13 protein-coding genes are annotated in these 17014 nt (G+C 69.0%); all 13 read right to left on the reverse strand.

Annotated elements, in window-relative coordinates; translation table 11 throughout:
• Positions 1–31 precede the first annotated feature (31 nt).
• Positions 32–1492 (reverse strand): sodium/solute symporter, encoded by a 1461-nt coding sequence (locus K4G22_RS10910; RefSeq protein WP_228079686.1) that lies wholly within the window; start codon positions 1490–1492, stop codon positions 32–34.
• Complete coding sequence (locus tag K4G22_RS10915; RefSeq protein ID WP_228079687.1) at positions 1489–1878, reverse strand: hypothetical protein; 390 nt, start codon at positions 1876–1878, stop codon at positions 1489–1491. The genes K4G22_RS10910 and K4G22_RS10915 overlap by 4 nt, the downstream gene beginning before the upstream one ends.
• A 4-nt stretch (positions 1879–1882) precedes the next feature.
• Complete coding sequence (locus K4G22_RS10920; RefSeq protein WP_228079688.1) at positions 1883–2641, reverse strand: LytR/AlgR family response regulator transcription factor; 759 nt, start codon at positions 2639–2641, stop codon at positions 1883–1885.
• Positions 2638–3729 (reverse strand): sensor histidine kinase, encoded by a 1092-nt coding sequence (locus tag K4G22_RS10925; protein ID WP_228079689.1) that lies wholly within the window; start codon positions 3727–3729, stop codon positions 2638–2640. Before K4G22_RS10925 ends, K4G22_RS10920 begins: the two co-directional genes overlap by 4 nt.
• Before the next feature lie 81 nt (positions 3730–3810).
• Positions 3811–4815, reverse strand: a complete 1005-nt coding sequence (locus K4G22_RS10930) for a DUF5954 family protein (RefSeq protein ID WP_228079690.1) — start codon at positions 4813–4815, stop codon at positions 3811–3813.
• A gap of 123 nt (positions 4816–4938) precedes the next feature.
• Complete coding sequence (locus tag K4G22_RS10935; RefSeq protein ID WP_228079692.1) at positions 4939–5592, reverse strand: NAD(P)-dependent oxidoreductase; 654 nt, start codon at positions 5590–5592, stop codon at positions 4939–4941.
• Between the two features lie 223 nt (positions 5593–5815).
• The gene (locus tag K4G22_RS10940) at positions 5816–7516 is read right to left on the reverse strand and encodes a solute symporter family protein (RefSeq protein ID WP_228079693.1); all 1701 of its coding nucleotides are present in this window, start codon (positions 7514–7516) and stop codon (positions 5816–5818) included.
• A complete protein-coding gene (locus tag K4G22_RS10945; RefSeq protein WP_228079696.1) occupies positions 7513–7953 on the reverse strand; it encodes a DUF485 domain-containing protein in 441 nt (146 codons plus the stop codon). Before K4G22_RS10945 ends, K4G22_RS10940 begins: the two co-directional genes overlap by 4 nt.
• 380 nt (positions 7954–8333) lie before the next feature.
• The gene (tuf, locus tag K4G22_RS10950) at positions 8334–9527 is read right to left on the reverse strand and encodes an elongation factor Tu (protein WP_062207500.1); all 1194 of its coding nucleotides are present in this window, start codon (positions 9525–9527) and stop codon (positions 8334–8336) included.
• Positions 9528–9697: 170 nt separating this feature from the next.
• A complete protein-coding gene (gene fusA, locus K4G22_RS10955) occupies positions 9698–11821 on the reverse strand; it encodes an elongation factor G (RefSeq protein ID WP_228079698.1) in 2124 nt (707 codons plus the stop codon).
• Between the two features lie 39 nt (positions 11822–11860).
• On the reverse strand, positions 11861–12331 hold the full coding sequence (rpsG, locus tag K4G22_RS10960; RefSeq protein ID WP_228079699.1) for a 30S ribosomal protein S7: 471 nt from the start codon (positions 12329–12331) through the stop codon (positions 11861–11863).
• Between the two features lie 2 nt (positions 12332–12333).
• Positions 12334–12705, reverse strand: coding sequence for a 30S ribosomal protein S12 (rpsL, locus tag K4G22_RS10965; protein WP_062207506.1), 372 nt, complete (start codon positions 12703–12705; stop codon positions 12334–12336).
• 379 nt (positions 12706–13084) lie between these two features.
• Positions 13085–16984 carry a DNA-directed RNA polymerase subunit beta' gene (locus tag K4G22_RS10970; RefSeq protein WP_228079701.1) on the reverse strand — a complete coding sequence of 1300 codons (3900 nt, stop codon included), beginning with the start codon at positions 16982–16984 and terminating at the stop codon, positions 13085–13087.
• Positions 16985–17014 lie beyond the last annotated feature (30 nt).

Here is a 17014-nt window from a genome sequence, read left to right on the forward strand (position 1 = left end):
GCTCGCCCACCCTCGGTCGGGCCTCCCGCCGTCAGCCCGGCAGGTGCAGCCGGAGCACCGCTCGCTCGGCCCATTCGGGCGGGGTGCCGCGCAGCGAGACGCCCACCATCACCGCGAACGCCAACGGCACCGTCCAGGCCGCCGGTTGGGCGAGCAGCACCACCAGCCAGCCGGGGCCGCCGTCCGTCAGCACCGAGGCCAGGGCCGCTCCGGTGGCCGCGCAGACCCCGGTGGCGAGACCCGAGGCGGCACCGGCCGTGGTCAGCCCCCGCCACCAGATGCCCAGCACCAGCAGCGGGCAGAACGTGGAAGCGGCCACGGCGAACGCCCAGCCGACCGCCACGTTGATGTCCACACTACGGGCCGGCAGTGACAGCGCCACGGCCACGGTCGCCCCGGCCACCACGGCCCAGCGCAGCCTGGGCACCGTCGCCCGGGACAGATCGTGGGAGAGGCCGCCGGCCAGCGCCATCAGCAGCCCGGACGAGGTGGAGAGAAAGGCGGCGAAGGCGCCGGCCGCCACCACGGCCGTCAACAGCGAACCCCAGGCGCCTGGGACGATCTCCCCCGGCAGCACCACCGTCACCATGTCGGTGTCCCCGCCGTGCACCAGCTCCGGGGTGAACACCCGCCCCAGCAGCCCGTAGACCGCGGGGAAGAGATAGAAGACGCCGAGCAGCACGATCACCCCGACGGCCACCCGGCGCGCGGCCCTGGCCGTGGGGCTGGTGTGGAAGCGCATGATCACATGCGGCAGCCCCACGGCGCCGAGGGTGGTGGCCAGCAGCACGGACCAGGTGGCCAGCAGCGGCGCCCCGGAGCCGTCCAGGTCGAGCAGCGGCCGGCTCCAGTCGTCGTCGACGTCGAACCGCAGCGCCTCGGCGCGCGCCCCGCCGCCGGCGTGCACCACCAGGAAGATCGCCGGCACCGCGATGAACAGCAGCTTCACCCCGTAGTGGAACGCCTGCACATAGGTGGCCGAACGCATCCCGCCGGCCGCGATGGAGACGCTCACCACCAGCCCTGCCAGCACCACGCCCACCCAGTAGGGCGTGCCGCTCACCGCGTGCAGCACCATCCCCGCGCCCTTGAACTGCGGCACCAGATAGAGCCACATGATCACCAGAACGATCACCGCGCAGAGCTTCCTGATCCGCTCCGAGCCCAGCCGGTAGTCGGCGAAGTCCGGCACCGTGTAGGCGCCCGAGCGGCGCATCGGCCCGGCGACCAGCGCGGCGACCGCCACATACCCCGCGGTGAAGCCCACCGCGTACCAGAGGGTGCCGACGCCGTTCTTCAGCATCAGCCCGGCCAGACCGAGCACCGAGGCGGCCGAGACGTACTCCCCCGCGATGGCCATCGCGTTCCATCCCGGTGCGACGCGTTGCGAGGCGACCAGGAAGTCGGGGGTGGTGCGGGCGGCGCGCACCCCGTAGGCGCCGATGACGACGCTCACCACGAAGAGCAGCCCGATCGCCGCGAGCCCGATCACCCCGGCCGCCCGGCCCTGGGGACGCCGTCGCCTTCGAGCCGCTCGGCGCGACGCACATGCCGCACCGCGATCAGCAGCAGCACCGGGTAGGTGCCGCCCATCAACAGCAGCCAGGAGATGGGCACCTCGGCCACCGTGATCCGGCTGAGCACCGGCAGCGCGGCGAGCAGCCCGCTCAGCCCGAAGAGCACGAGGCCCAGCAGCCCCAGCGTGCGCAGCGCCTGCCGCCGCTGACGGGCGAAGAGCGTGCGGGCGGCCTCCGTCGAGTCCCGCTCGTCCGGGCCGTGGATGGTCGGCGGCAGCAGGTGCTGTGCGGGGCGGTGCCGTCTGGCCAGCGCGATCCTGGTCTGCGGGCTGGTGATCCGCACCCGTCGGGGCGCGCTCATCAGCTCACTCCTCGTCCCGCACGGCCGCCAGCAGCTGCTCCTTCAGGGGCCTGGCGTGCCGCCGGCTGACCGGCACATCGCCGGCCGGGGTGCGGGCCAGCAGCCCGGACGAGCTGCTCACCCACAGGTCGCGGACCCAGCGGATGGCCACCAGATAGCCGCGGTGCGCCCGCACGAAACCGGCCGGCGCCCACACCTCCTCCAGATAGCTGAGGGATATCCGGATCAGATGGGTCTCCTCGGCGGTGTGCAGCCGGACGTAGTCCCCGTGCGCCTCGGCGTACTGGATGTCGTCGCGGTGCACGAACACCGTGTGCCGGCCGTTCTCCACCCGGACCACGGACAGCTCGTCGCCGTGCGCGGCGCGCGGCGCCGCCGGCGGCGGGCGGTGCGGGGCGAGCGCGCGGGAGACGGCCTCGGCCAGCCGCTCGGGGCGCACCGGCTTGAGCAGGTAGTCGATGGCGCCGATGCCGAACGCGTCGACGGCGTGCTGTTCGGAGGCGGTGACGAAGACGATCGCCGGCGGTTCGGAGAGCCGGCCCAGCACCCGGGCGACCGCCATGCCGTCAAGGCCAGGCATCGAGATGTCGAGGAAGACGGCGTCGAAGGCGGCCTCGCCCAGCAGCCGGACCGCGCTCTCCCCGCCGTCGGCCTCGCTGACCTCGCCGATCTCGGGCAGCGCCGTCAGCATGGCGGCCAACTCCCTGCGGGTGAACGTCTCGTCCTCCACCACCAGGGCACGCAGTCGGGTCTCGGCGGTCACCGCGCGGCCACTCCTCGTCTGAACCTGGGCACCCGGATGACGACCTTGGTGCCGCCGTCGGGCGCGGTCTCGATCACCAGCCCGTACTCGGGCCCGTAGACCGCCCGCAGCCGCATGTCCACATTGGCCAGGCCGACCCGGCGGCGCCGCTCGTCCAGCGGCTCACCCCCGGTGGCCGCGTGTTCCCCGGCGAGTACCGCCTGGGCGAACTCAGGTCGCATCCCCACCCCGTCGTCCTCCACCTCGATCACACACAGCGGCCCCTCGCCGAAGCCGGAGACCTGGATGGATCCGGGACCCGGCTTGGGCTCAAGCCCGTGCCGGACGGCATTCTCCACGATGGGCTGGATCACCAGGAAGGGGATGACGACGGGCAGGATCTCGGGCGCCATCCGGACGGTCAGCTCCATCCGGTCGTCGAAGCGGGCGCGCTGGAGCTCCAGATAGGTCTGGATGGCCTGGAGTTCCTCGGCGACGGTGGCGTAGTCCCCCTTGGTGGAGAAGCTGTAGCGCAGATAGTCGGCGAAGTCGCTGAGCAGGGCCCTGGCCCGGTCCGGGTCGGTGCGCACCCGGGCGCCGATGACGGCCAGCGCGTTGTGCAGGAAGTGCGGGGATATCTGGGCGCGCAGGGTGCGCAGCTCGGCCTGGGCGATCCGGTCCCTGGCGCGGCGCAGCGCCGCGTGGTCGAGGGAGCGGGCCACCAGCGCGGCGACCGCCGTGACCTCGGCCTCGGCGCCGCCGCGCACCAGCAGGCCGCCGGACAGCTCGCCGGCGACCAGCAGCGGGACGGCCGACCAGGGCGGCCGGTGCACGGGGCTGCCGTGCTCGTAGGACTGGGCGAGGAGCGCCCCCGAGTCGGCGTCGGTCGGCTCGGGGCCGGCCGCGGCCACGGGGCCGCCGAGGTCGGCGAGCAGCACGCTGTCGGCGCCGAGCAGCTTGCGCAGCCGCCGGGCGGCCTGGGCGGGGCCGCGTCCGGTGAGCCCGTCGCGGAGGTCGTCGTCCAACTCCTGGACGGCGGTGAGCAGGCGCGCGGTGCTCCGCGTCTCCTCGCCCTGTTCGGCCCTGCGCCGCCGTCTGCCATCCAGCATGGCCCGAACCTAGCCCAGCGGGCCGCCCGGCTGTAGGGAAACGACGGGCCCTTCCTGACCGGCTGCTTCTCGCGGGAGGCCCTACTCCGCCAGCGAGGGGTGGATCGGGCAGGGGCCGTAGGGGTCGAGATCGCTGGGCCGTGGCGTCTCGGGGCCGTCGGGGCCGATCCGGACGAGGCGTTCGACCCGGATGATCTGGAACCTGCGCCCCAGCACGGTGATCTCGTCCCGGCGCGGGCGGGCGCGGAAGTCGTCGGCCGCCTCGGCGTAGACGCGGGCGTCGTCCGCCGACACCTCCTGGCCCAGCTTCGGCAGGAACTCGGCCAGGTAGTCGTAGAGCGTGGCGCGCGCCTCGTGGGGGTTGGCCTGGAGCGCGGCCATCGGCTCCCAGGAGGCGCGCTTCCGCTCGGCGAAGGTGAAGGTGGCGGGGAGCAACACCACTCCGGGGTGGGTCTCCAGCGCGATGGCGGAGTCGGCGCGCGCCTCGGCGGGGATCCGGGGCGCCTCGTAGCGCAGCCCGAGCAGTTCCATCCGCTGGATGGACTCCATGATCCCGGTGGGGCTCGCGTGGTCGATCAGCAGGCCCCTGGTGCGGCTGGGCGAGGAGCGGCGCTCGCCCCAGGAGAGGTCGGCGGCCGGCTCGTCGGGGTCGGTGGGGCGCGGGCCCTCGATGCCCCGGGGGCCGATTCTGGCGAACTCGTCGCCGCGCACGATGCGGTAGCGGATGTCGGCGACGGTCAGCTCGTTGACCGGCTCGGTCTCCAACCTGGCGATGGCGTCCCGCAGTTGGGCGCGGAGCCGATCCCCGGGGGCCGTCTCGTCCCTGGCCCGGAACCACAGGTGGGAGTTGAGCCCCTCGCGCGCGTGCTGGGCGAAGACGTCGGTGACGTCGTCGAGCAGCCGCCAGGCGGGGCCGTCCTCGGGACGCTGTTCGGCGAAGCCGAAGACGGGGCCGCGGATGACCACATGGGGATAGCGTTCCGCCGCTCTGATCGCGTCCTGTTCGGTGACCTCGGAGACGGGGTCCTCCCGCCGGGTCACCCGGAAGGTGAGGTGACGCGGCGCGTTCCTCTGGTGATCCTCCATATGCCCAGTGTGACGGCAGCCGCGCGCTCCGTCCCGGGATTCTCCAAAGCCCCCACCTTTCGGGGGGCTAACTTGCCCCCATGTTCACGACGTTCACGTTTCGCTGGCCATCCGGGCGGAAGGTCAGTAACCGACGGTGAAGCGTCGGCCGATGTGGGCGGGGCGTTCGATCTCGTCGACCACGGCCTTGGCGTAGTCCTCGGTGGAGATCCAGCTCCGGCCCTCCTCGTCGACCACCAGGTCGTCGAGGGCGGTGCGGTAGGCGCCCCTGCGGGAGCCGGACTCGATCTGGGCCGAGGGGCTGAGGCTGGTCCAGCGGACCTCGCCGTCGATCCTCCGCAGATAGTCGAGCGCCGCCCCGTGCGCCCGCATGATCCGCACCACCTGGTCGGGGAGGCCGGGCGTGTCCCAGAGCGGCCCGCCGCCCGGGGTGCGCAGCGAACCGGCGCCGCCGACCATGATCAGCCGGGGTGCCTCGGCGCCCAGCGCGTGCAGCCCGGCGACCAGCGCCTCGGCCGACGGCTCGATCAGCGCCTCGTGCCCCGCCGCGTCGTCCCCGCCCACCGCGCTGACCAGGGTGTCCTGCCCGCGGGCGGCGACGGTGACGCTGGCCGGGTCCAACACGTCGCCGCCCAGCACCGCCAGGGCCGGGTGGGTCCTGGTGACCCTCACCGGATCGCGGACCACCGCCGTCACCTCGTGCCCCCGGTCCAGCGCCTCGCTCACCACCCGGTGGCCGATGCTGCCCGAAGCGCCGAAGACCGCGATCCTGGCCATGACGAAACCGCCCTTTCCGCAGGGGCGCCCGCCCGGCGCGGCGCCCCCGCCAGGGTGCCATCGCGCCGGCCGCGCTCCCGCGGTCCGCCGCCGGCCGCGTGTCGCGGCAGCGGGGGCCGGCGGCGGACGCGAGGGCGCCCGGGGCCTTGTCGGGGAAGGGCGGAGACAAGGCCCCGGGCGCCGGGGGTGGGGCGAGATACCCCCGTGGGTTGGTCCGATTCGATCAGTGCTTGCTGGCTCGCTCCGCTCCGGCGCCGGTGAGGGCCCGCACCTGGAGCTTCGCGAACCGATCGGGATCGGACTCCTTGGACATGAGGGTGCCGACGACGGCACAGAGCAGACCGAGCGGGATGGACACCAGGCCCGGGTTCTCCAACGGGAACCAGGAGATGTCCACGCTCTTGGGCAGCAGCGCCAGGTTGTTGCCCTCCGCGTCGACCTTGCCGGAGACGACGGGCGAGAAGAACACCAACCCGACGGAGCCGACCAGGCCGCCGTAGATGCCGGCCACCGCGCCCGTCGTGTTGAACCGCTTCCAGAAGAGGCTGAAGAGAATCACCGGCAGGTTGGCCGAGGCCGCGATGGCGAAGGCCAGCGCGACCAGGAAGGCCACGTTCAGATCCTGTGCGAACACCGCCAGCACGATGGAGACCGCGCCCACGCCGATCGCGGAGAACCTGGCGACCCGGATCTCCTCCTGCTCTTTCGCCTTCCCCTTGCGCAGCACCGCGTTGTAGAAGTCGTGCGCCAACGACGACGACGAGGCGATGGTCAACCCGGCCACCGTGGAGAGGATGGCGGCGAAGGCAGCCGCAGCGATCAGGGCCAGCATCACCGCGCCGAAGAAGCTCCCGCCGAAGTGTTGGCCGACCTCCTCGGCCAACTGCGGCGCCGCCGTATTGCCGGCCGCGTTCTCGTTGACGATCGCTTCTCGGCCGACCAACGCCGCGGCCCCGAAGCCCAGGATCAGGGTCATGAGGTAGAAGGCGCCGATCAGACCGATAGCCCAGTTGACCGACTTCCGCGCGGTCTTGGAGTCGGGAACCGTGTAGAAGCGGATCAGGATGTGCGGCAGTCCGGCCGTGCCGAGCACCAGGGCCATGCCGAGACTGATCAGGTCCAGTTTGTTGACCAGGGTCTGCCAGGCGTCACCCGGGACCTCGACCCCATAGCGGAGCCCCGGTTCCAGGAACGAGCTGCCGGCGCCGCTCGCATCGGCCGCGTCGTTCATCAACGAGCCGATATTGAAGTCATAGACCGCCAGCACCAACAGGGTGACCAGCAGCGCGCCGGCGAGGAGCATAGCGGCCTTGATGATCTGCACCCAGGTGGTGCCGGTCATCCCACCGAACGAGACATAGGTGATCATCAACAGACCGACCACCACGATGCCGACGATCTTGGCCGTGTCCGCGTTCATCCCGAGGTAGGTCTCGCCTTCCTCGATACCCAGCAGCAGGGCGATCAGGGCACCGGCGCCGACCATCTGCGCCAACAGATAGAAGATCGACACCGTCAGCGTGGAAATCGCTCCGGCGGTGCGGACCGGGCGCTGACGCATCCGGTAGGACACCACGTCGCTCATGGTGAACCGCCCGGAGTTGCGCAACATCTCAGCGACCGCCAGCAGGGCCACCAGCCAGGCCACCAGGAAGCCGATCGAGTAGAGGAACCCGTCGTAGCCATAGAGCGCGATCATGCCGGCGATGCCCAGGAAGGACGCGGCCGACATGTAGTCGCTGCCGATCGCGAAGCCGTTCTGGACGCCACTGAAGCCTCGGCCGCCGGAGTGGAAGTCCGTCGCCGACTTGGTGCGCCGGCTGGCCCATACCGTGATCCACAGTGTCGCCGCGATCATGGTGCCGAACAGAATGAGAGTAATGAGCCGCTCGTTCGAAGCGCTCTCCGCCGCAGAGGTGATCACGCCGTCTCTCCCTTCCTCGCACCGGGAACCTTGGGCTCGCTCTCCAACTCCGCGCGCAACTCGTCAGCGAGCGGGTCGAAGCGACGGTCGGTGTAACGGGCGTAGAGAAGCGCGATTCCGAAAGTGCTCACAAACTGCAACAGACCAAACACCAATGCGATGTTGAGGCTGCCCACCACCTGAGTCGACATCACCCCTCGCGCATAGGCCGACATCAGTACGTAGAGCAGGAACCAGGAGAAAAAGGCGATGCCCGCCGGCACCACGAAGCGCAGCAGGCGGGTGCGCAACTCGCGGAACCGGGGATCCTCGTACATCAGTAGCGCGCGAGCTTCCAACTCCGCATCAGGGCCGAGCCCATCCGCCGGTGGCTCGGGGCCACCGCGCTCGGCGGGCTGGGGGGGCTCGCTGGGATTGGGGGCGGAGTGTGTCGCCATCGACGGCTCCTTCGGGAAACGGCCCGGGAGGGGGAAGGCCCGGGAGGTACTCCTGCGAAATTTCGGGGACCACGGACATGGTGTCCCCAGAATGTAAGGAGCGTCACAGGCCCAGGACACGTGCTTGACGGTGCCGCTCGACGAACGGTCGTTTTCCGCGCCGAGCGGGCGACGGGGAGCGGCCGAAGCAGCGGCGGGAGGCGGGGCGCGACACGGTGGGACAGCCGATGGCACCAGGGGACTTCCCGACCGGGAACGTTCCGGCCCCCGAAAGCGCGGCGCGGGGCGCCCTGGCACGCCACAGGGCCCCGGGTCCGCCGCGCGGTGGCGGCGGGCCCGGGGCCCTGACGGGTTGCTCGCGATCGACGGCGAGCGTCAGCTCACTTGATGATCTTGGTGACCTGACCGGCGCCGACGGTCCGACCACCCTCACGGATGGCGAACTTCAGGCCCTCCTCCATGGCGATGGGCTGGATCAGCTCAACGCGCATCTCGGTGTTGTCGCCCGGCATGACCATCTCGGTGCCCTCGGGGAGGTGCACCACACCGGTCACGTCGGTGGTACGGAAGTAGAACTGCGGGCGGTAGTTGTTGAAGAACGGAGTGTGACGACCACCCTCGTCCTTCGACAGGATGTACGCCTGCGCCTCGAAGTCCGTGTGCGGCGTGACCGAACCGGGCTTGATGACGACCTGGCCGCGCTCGACGTCCTCGCGCTTGATGCCACGAAGCAGCAGACCGACGTTCTCACCGGCCCGACCCTCGTCCAGCAGCTTCCGGAACATCTCGATCCCGGTCACCGTGGTGGTGGCCTTCTCCTCCTTGATGCCGATGATGTCGACGGTCTCGTTGACCTTGAGGATGCCGCGCTCGATCCGGCCGGTCACGACGGTGCCGCGGCCGGTGATGGTGAACACGTCCTCGATCGGCATCAGGAACGGCTTGTCGACGTCACGCTCGGGCTGCGGAATGGCCGTGTCGACGGCCTCCATCAGCTCAAGGACGGTCTTGGCCCACTCCGGGTCACCCTCAAGCGCCTTCAGCGCGGAGACCTTGACCACCGGCACGTCGTCGCCCGGGAACTCGTACTCCGTGAGCAGCTCACGGACCTCAAGCTCCACCAGCTCCATGATCTCCTCGTCGTCCACCATGTCCGCCTTGTTGAGGGCGACCACGATGTACGGCACGCCGACCTGGCGCGCGAGCAGCACGTGCTCCTTGGTCTGCGGCATCGGACCATCGGTGGCGGCGACCACCAGGATCGCGCCGTCCATCTGGGCGGCACCGGTGATCATGTTCTTGATGTAGTCCGCGTGACCCGGGCAGTCGACGTGCGCGTAGTGACGGTTCTCCGTCTGGTACTCGACATGCGCGATGGAGATGGTGATACCGCGCTGGCGCTCTTCGGGCGCCTTGTCGATGTTCTCGAACGCGAACGTCTCATTGAGGTTCGGGTAAGCGTCGTGCAGCACCTTGGTGATCGCCGCGGTAAGCGTCGTCTTGCCGTGGTCGATGTGACCGATGGTGCCAATGTTGACGTGCGGCTTAGTCCGCTCGAACTTCGCCTTCGCCACTGGGGTCCTCCTGTGGACTGGTGCTGTACGCCCCCCGCACTTTGCGGAAGGTTTTCAGATATCGACCGAACCGGTCAGGACCCCGAGGGGGATGCCCTTGACCGCTTCGCTAAAGGGCCGGGCACCGGGGGCGGAATGCCCCCGAATGCCCCTTGGCTCCAGCTTAAGGGCTACTCGCCCTTGGCCTTCGCGATGATCTCCTCGGAGACGTTCTTGGGAACCTCACCATAGGAATCGAACTGCATGGAGTAACTCGCACGACCGGAGGTCTTGCTGCGCAGGTCGCCGACGTAGCCGAACATCTCCGACAGCGGGACCAGGGCCTTCACGACCTTGACGCCACCACGGTCCTCCATGGCCTGGATCTGGCCACGGCGGGAGTTGATGTCGCCGATCACATCGCCCATGTACTCCTCGGGCGTGGTGACCTCGACCGCCATCAGCGGCTCAAGGATGGCCGGGCTCGCACGGCGAGCGGCTTCCTTGAAGACCATCGAACCGGCGATCTTGAACGCCATCTCCGAGGAGTCGACGTCGTGGTACGCGCCGTCGAGCAGGGTCACCTTGACACCGGTCAGCGGGTAGCCGGCGAGCACGCCGAACTCCATCGCCTCCTGGCATCCCGCGTCCACCGAGGGGATGTACTCCCTGGGGATACGGCCACCGGTGACCTTGTTCTCGAACTCGTAGCCGTCGCCCTCCAGCGGCTCCAGACTGATCTGGACCTTGGCGAACTGACCCGAACCACCGGTCTGCTTCTTGTGCGTGTAGTCGACCTTCTCGACCGCACGACGCAGCGTCTCACGGTAGGCGACCTGCGGCTTACCGACGTTGGCCTCGACCTTGAACTCGCGCTTCATGCGGTCGACCAGCACGTCGAGGTGCAGTTCGCCCATGCCCGCGATGATCGTCTGGCCGGTCTCCTCGTTGGTCTTGACCTGGAAGGACGGGTCCTCCTCGGCCAGCCGCTGGATCGCCACACCCAGCTTCTCCTGGTCGCCCTTGGACTTGGGCTCGATGGCGACCTCGATCACCGGAGCCGGGAACTCCATGGACTCCAGAATGATCTGGTTGTTCGCGTCCGACAGCGTCTCACCCGTGGTGGTCTGCTTCAGCCCCATCACGGCGACGATGTCACCGGCGCCAACGCGGTCGATCTCCTCCCGCTTGTTGGCGTGCATCCGGTAGATCTTGCCGATCCGCTCCTTGCGCCCCTTCACCGCGTTCAGCACCTGCGTGCCCGTCTGGAGCACGCCGGAGTAGACACGGATGAAGGTGAGCTTGCCGAGGTGCGGGTCCGTGGCGATCTTGAAGGCCAGGGCCGCCAGCGGCTCCTCCTCGGAGGGCCGCCGCTTGATGACCTGCTCGGTGTCGCGCGGCGAGTGACCCTCGACCGCCTCGACGTCCAGCGGCGACGGCAGGTAGCGGATCACGGAGTCGAGCAGGGGCTGAACGCCCTTGTTCTTGAACGCGGTACCGCAGAACACCGGGGTGACCGTGGTCGTGCCCTCGGCCCCCGTGGAGGCCAGGGTGATCCGGCGCACAGCGGTGTAGAGCTGCTCCACGGTGGGCTCCTGGCCCTCCAGGTACAGCTCCATCAGCTCCTCGTCGTTCTCGGAGACCGCCTCGACGAGCTTGGCGTGCCACTCGTCGGCCTGCTCGCGCAGGTCCTCCGGGATGTCGACGACGTCGTACATCTCGCCGAGCTTGGTCTCCTCGGACCAGACCAGGGCCTTCATGCGGACGAGGTCCACCACGCCCTTGAAGCCGCCCTCGGCTCCGATCGGCAGCTGCATGACCAACGGGACGGCCTTCAGCCGGTCGACGATCATGTCGACACAGCGGAAGAAGTCCGCACCCGTGCGGTCGAGCTTGTTCACGAAACAGATACGCGGCACGCCGTAGCGGTCCGCCTGACGCCAGACGGTCTCCGACTGCGGCTCGACACCGGCCACGCCGTCGAAGACGGTGACGGCCCCGTCGAGCACCCGCAACGAACGCTCGACCTCGACCGTGAAGTCCACGTGGCCCGGGGTGTCGATGATGTTGATGGTGTGGTCGACCTCTTCGAGAGGCCAGTGACAGGTGGTCGCGGCGGACGTGATCGTGATGCCGCGCTCCTGCTCCTGTTCCATCCAGTCCATCGTGGCGGCGCCGTCGTGGACCTCACCGATCTTGTAGCTCACACCGGTGTAGTACAGGATCCGCTCGGTGGTGGTCGTCTTGCCCGCGTCGATGTGGGCCATGATCCCGATGTTGCGGACCCTGGCCAGGTCAAGTGAAGTGGTAGCCATCTGGCTTCAGTCTTCTCTCGGTCTCGATAGGGGTTGCGACTACCAGCGGTAGTGCGCGAACGCCTTGTTGGACTCGGCCATCTTGTGCGTGTCCTCGCGCTTCTTCACGGACGCGCCGAGGCCGTTGGAGGCGTCGAGCAGCTCGTTCATCAGGCGCTCGGTCATGGTCTTCTCGCGACGGGCGCGGGAGTACCCGACGAGCCAGCGCAGGGCGAGCGTGGAGGAACGCCCGGGGCGCACCTCGACCGGCACCTGGTAGGTGGCGCCACCGACGCGGCGGGAACGCACCTCAAGGGTCGGCTTCACGTTCTCCAGGGCGCGCTTCAGGGTGATGACCGGGTCGTTGCCGGTCTTGTCCCGAAGGCCCTCCATGGCGCCGTAGACGATGCGCTCGGCCGTGGAACGCTTGCCGTTCAGCAGGATCTTGTTGATCAGCGACGTCACCAGAGGAGAGCCGTACACCGGGTCGATGTGCACCGGTCGCTTCGGGGCGGGGCCCTTACGAGGCATTCTTACTTCTCCTTCTTGGCGCCGTAGCGGCTGCGGGCCTGCTTGCGGTTCTTGACGCCCTGGGTGTCCAGGGAGCCGCGGATGATCTTGTAGCGAACACCCGGCAGGTCCCGAACCCGTCCACCGCGCACCAGCACGATGGAGTGCTCCTGAAGGTTGTGGTTCTCACCCGGGATGTAGGCGGTGACCTCGATCCCGTTGCTCAACCGGACACGCGCGACCTTGCGGAGCGCGGAGTTCGGCTTCTTGGGCGTGGTGGTGAACACACGCGTGCAGACACCGCGGCGCTGGGGCGAACCCTCAAGCGCGGGTGTCTTGTTCTTCTCGACCTTGTCCTGCCGGCCCTTGCGGACCAGCTGCTGGATCGTTGGCACCGTATCTCCGGTTTCTCTGTGCCGGTCTCAATAAAGCTAACCTGGAACACACCCCGACCCACGCGGTCGGGCGTGTCGAAAACCGCGGGCTTCCGCTCTCCGCTCGATGGCGGCTCAGGGAAGTGGTTGCGGACCCCGGAGTCCCGACTGCGGCTGAAAAAGCGCAGGGAACACCCCAGGCACAAGGTCAGAGCGTACCCAGCGCGATGGCTACGGTCAAAACGATCGAGGTCCGGCCCTCTTGACGGGCCCCCCGCCGACCCCCGACAAACCGCCCCCGCCGGCACCCGGCAGCCACATGAGAGGCGCCCGCACCGCGCCGGACAGCACGGCGGCCGGGGCGGATCGCTCCGCCCCGGCCGCCGGCCATCACCCGATGTCAGCCCTGGTAGGGGCCGTAGTCGTAGTCCTCAAGCGGGACCGCCTGCCCGGATCCGGTGCCGAAGGGCGAGTAGTCGATGTCGTCATAGCCGACAGCCGAGTACATCGCGGCCTTCGCCTCCTCGGTGGGCTCCACCCGGATGTTGCGGTAACGGGACAGGCCCGTACCGGCCGGGATGAGCTTACCGATGATCACGTTCTCCTTGAGGCCGATCAGCGAGTCCGACTTGGCGTTGATCGCCGCGTCGGTGAGCACCCGCGTCGTCTCCTGGAAGGACGCCGCCGACAGCCAGGACTCGGTGGCCAGCGACGCCTTGGTGATACCCATCAGCTGCGGACGGCCGGAGGCGGGATGTCCGCCCTCGGCGACCACGCGGCGGTTCTCCGACTCGAACTTCGAGCGCTCCACCAGCTCGCCCGGCAGCAACTCGGCGTCGCCGGACTCGATGATGGTCACCCGGCGCAGCATCTGCCGGACGATGATCTCGATGTGCTTGTCGTGGATCGCCACACCCTGCGAGTTGTAGACCTTCTGGACCTCGCCGACCAGGTACACCTGGACCGCGCGCTGTCCGAGGATCCGCAGCACGTCGTGCGGGTTGGCCGCGCCCACGGTCAGCGGCTGGCCGACCGTGACGTGGTCGCCCTCGCCCACCAGCAGCCTGGACCGCTTGGAGACCGGGTAGGACGTCTCGTCGGACCCGTCGTCCGGGGTGACGATGACCTTCTTGGTCTTCTCGGTCTCCTCGATCCGCACCCGGCCGGCCGACTCGGAGATCGGCGCGACGCCCTTCGGGGTACGGGCCTCGAACAGCTCGACCACACGCGGCAGACCCTGGGTGATGTCGTCACCCGCCACACCACCGGTGTGGAAGGTCCGCATCGTCAGCTGGGTGCCGGGCTCACCGATCGACTGGGCCGCGATGATGCCGACGGCCTCGCCGATGTCCACCAGCTTGCCGGTGGCCAGCGAACGCCCGTAGCACATGGCGCAGGTGCCGACCGCGGACTCGCAGGTGAGGACGGAGCGGGTCTTGACCGTCTCGATGCCGTGCCGCACCAGCTCGTCGATCAACACGTCGCCCAGGTCGGTGCCGGCCGGGGCCAGGACCTTCCCCTCCACCGTGATGTCCTCGGCCAGGCAGCGGGCGTAGACGCTGCTCTCGGCGTCCTCCGCCTTGCGCAGCACGCCGTCCGCGCCCTTGGACGCGATCGACAGCTTGAGGCCGCGGTCGGTGCCGCAGTCCTCCTCGCGGATGATCACGTCCTGCGAGACGTCCACCAGACGCCGGGTGAGGTACCCGGAGTCGGCGGTCCGCAGCGCGGTGTCCGCCAGGCCCTTACGGGCGCCGTGGGTGGAGATGAAGTACTCCAGCACGGTGAGGCCCTCGCGGAACGACGCCTTGATCGGCCGCGGGATGGTCTCGTTCTTGGCGTTGGACACCAGACCACGCATACCGGCGATCTGACGCATCTGCATCATGTTGCCGCGCGCACCCGAGTCCACCATCATGAAGATCGGGTTGGTCTTCGGGAAGTTCTCACTCATCGCGTCGGCGACCTCGACCGTGGCCTTGGTCCAGATCGCGATGAGCTCCTGGGTGCGCTCGTCCTTGGTGATCAGGCCGCGCTCGTACTGCTTCTGGACCTTCTCGTCCTGGGCCTCGTAGTCGGCGATGATCTGCTTCTTCGCCTCGGGCACCACGATGTCGGAGACGGCCACGGTGACCCCGGACCTGGTGGCCCAGAAGTAGCCGGCCGCCTTGAGGTTGTCCAGCGCGGCGGCGACGACGACCTTGGGGTACCGCTCGGCCAGGTCGTTGACGATCCCGGAGAGCTGCTTCTTCCCCACGGACGAGTCGACGAACGGGTAGTCCTCGGGCAGCAGTTCGTTGAAGAGCGCCCGGCCGAGCGTGGTGCGGAAGCGGAAGCTCTCGCCCTGCTGCCACGCCGGCTCGCCCTCGGCCGGCTCCGGCGGAGTCCAGCCGCGCGGCGGCACGGTGCCCAGCGGGAACCGGATGTCGATCTTCGCCTGGAGCGACAGCTCCCCGGCGTCGAACGCCATGATCGCCTCGGCGGTCGAGGCGAACGAACGGCCCTCGCCGCGGACCTCCCGCTCCTCCTCGTCGGTGGTGAGGAAGAACAGGCCCAGCACCATGTCCTGGGTGGGCATGGTGACGGGACGGCCGTCGGCCGGCTTGAGGATGTTGTTCGAGGACAGCATCAGGATGCGGGCCTCGGCCTGCGCCTCCGCCGACAGCGGCAGGTGCACGGCCATCTGGTCCCCGTCGAAGTCCGCGTTGAACGCGGTACAGACGAGCGGGTGGATCTGGATGGCCTTGCCCTCGACCAGCTGCGGCTCGAACGCCTGGATACCGAGACGGTGCAGCGTCGGCGCGCGGTTCAGCAGCACCGGGTGCTCGGCGATGACCTCTTCGAGGACGTCGTACACCACGGTCCGCTGCCGCTCGACCATCCGCTTGGCCGACTTGATGTTCTGCGCGTGGTTGAGATCGACCAGACGCTTCATCACGAACGGCTTGAAGAGCTCAAGCGCCATCGCCTTGGGCAGACCGCACTGGTGCAGCTTGAGCTGCGGGCCCACCACGATCACCGAACGCGCCGAGTAGTCGACGCGCTTGCCCAGCAGGTTCTGCCGGAACCGGCCCTGCTTGCCCTTGAGCATGTCGGACAGCGACTTCAGCGGACGGTTGCCGGGCCCGGTGACCGGACGGCCGCGCCGGCCGTTGTCGAACAGCGCGTCGACGGCCTCCTGGAGCATCCGCTTCTCGTTGTTGACGATGATCTCGGGCGCGCCGAGGTCGAGAAGCCGCTTCAGGCGGTTGTTCCGGTTGATCACCCGGCGGTACAGGTCGTTCAGGTCGGACGTGGCGAACCGGCCGCCGTCCAGCTGCACCATCGGACGCAGGTCCGGCGGGATCACCGGGACGCAGTCGAGGACCATGCCGCGCGGGCTGTTGGAGGTCTGAAGGAACGCCGAGACCACCTTGAGCCGCTTCAGCGCACGGGTCTTCTTCTGGCCCTTGCCGGTGCGGATGATCTCCCGCAGCCGCTCGGCCTCCTCGTTCAGGTCGAACGTCTCAAGACGCCGCTGGAGCGCCGCGGCGCCCATCGACCCGTCGAAGTAGGTGCCGAAGCGGTCGCGCAGCTCGCGGTAGAGCAGCTCGTCGCCCTCCAGGTCCTGGACCTTGAGGTTCTTGAAGCGGTTCCACACCTCGTCGAGCCGGTCCAGCTCGCGCTGGGCGCGGTCGCGCAGCTGCTTCATCTCGCGCTCGGCGCCCTCGCGCACCTTGCGGCGCACGTCCGCCTTGGCGCCCTCGGCCTCCAGCTCGGCCAGGTCCGACTCCTGCTTCTTGGCCCTGGCCTCAAGGTCGGCGTCGCGACGCTGTTCGATCTGCTGGCGCTCGACGGAGATGTGCGCCTCAAGGGACGGCAGGTCGCGGGTGCGACGCTCCTCGTCCACATAGGTGATCATGTAGGCGGCGAAGTAGATGACCTTCTCCAGGTCCTTCGGCGCCAGGTCGAGCAGGTAGCCAAGGCGCGACGGAACGCCCTTGAAATACCAGATGTGGGTGACGGGGGCGGCCAGCTCGATGTGGCCCATCCGCTCCCGGCGCACCTTGGCGCGGGTCACCTCGACGCCGCAGCGCTCACAGATGATGCCCTTGAAGCGCACGCGCTTGTACTTGCCGCAGTAGCACTCCCAGTCCCGGGTGGGACCGAAGATCTTCTCGCAGAAGAGGCCGTCCTTCTCGGGCTTGAGGGTGCGGTAGTTGATGGTCTCCGGCTTCTTCACCTCGCCGTGAGACCACTGACGGATGTCGTCAGCCGTCGCCAGGCCGATCCGCAGTTCGTCGAAGAAGTTGACGTCGAGCACTCTCGTCAATCCCTCTCAGGGTTGTGTCAG

Source organism: Streptomyces profundus (assembly GCF_020740535.1).
Classification (GTDB): Bacteria; Actinomycetota; Actinomycetes; order Streptomycetales; family Streptomycetaceae; genus Streptomyces; species Streptomyces profundus.

Bases quoted from the DNA above. Each gene is read 5' to 3' on its own strand.
- K4G22_RS10915 (WP_228079687.1), bottom strand. From the start codon at position 1,878: ATGAGCGCGCCCCGACGGGTGCGGATCACCAGCCCGCAGACCAGGATC.
- K4G22_RS10925 (WP_228079689.1), bottom strand. From the start codon at position 3,729: ATGCTGGATGGCAGACGGCGGCGCAGGGCCGAACAGGGCGAGGAGACG.
- K4G22_RS10930 (WP_228079690.1), bottom strand. From the start codon at position 4,815: ATGGAGGATCACCAGAGGAACGCGCCGCGTCACCTCACCTTCCGGGTG.
- K4G22_RS10935 (WP_228079692.1), bottom strand. From the start codon at position 5,592: ATGGCCAGGATCGCGGTCTTCGGCGCTTCGGGCAGCATCGGCCACCGG.
- K4G22_RS10945 (WP_228079696.1), bottom strand. From the start codon at position 7,953: ATGGCGACACACTCCGCCCCCAATCCCAGCGAGCCCCCCCAGCCCGCC.
- fusA (WP_228079698.1), bottom strand. From the start codon at position 11,821: ATGGCTACCACTTCACTTGACCTGGCCAGGGTCCGCAACATCGGGATC.
- rpsG (WP_228079699.1), bottom strand. From the start codon at position 12,331: ATGCCTCGTAAGGGCCCCGCCCCGAAGCGACCGGTGCACATCGACCCG.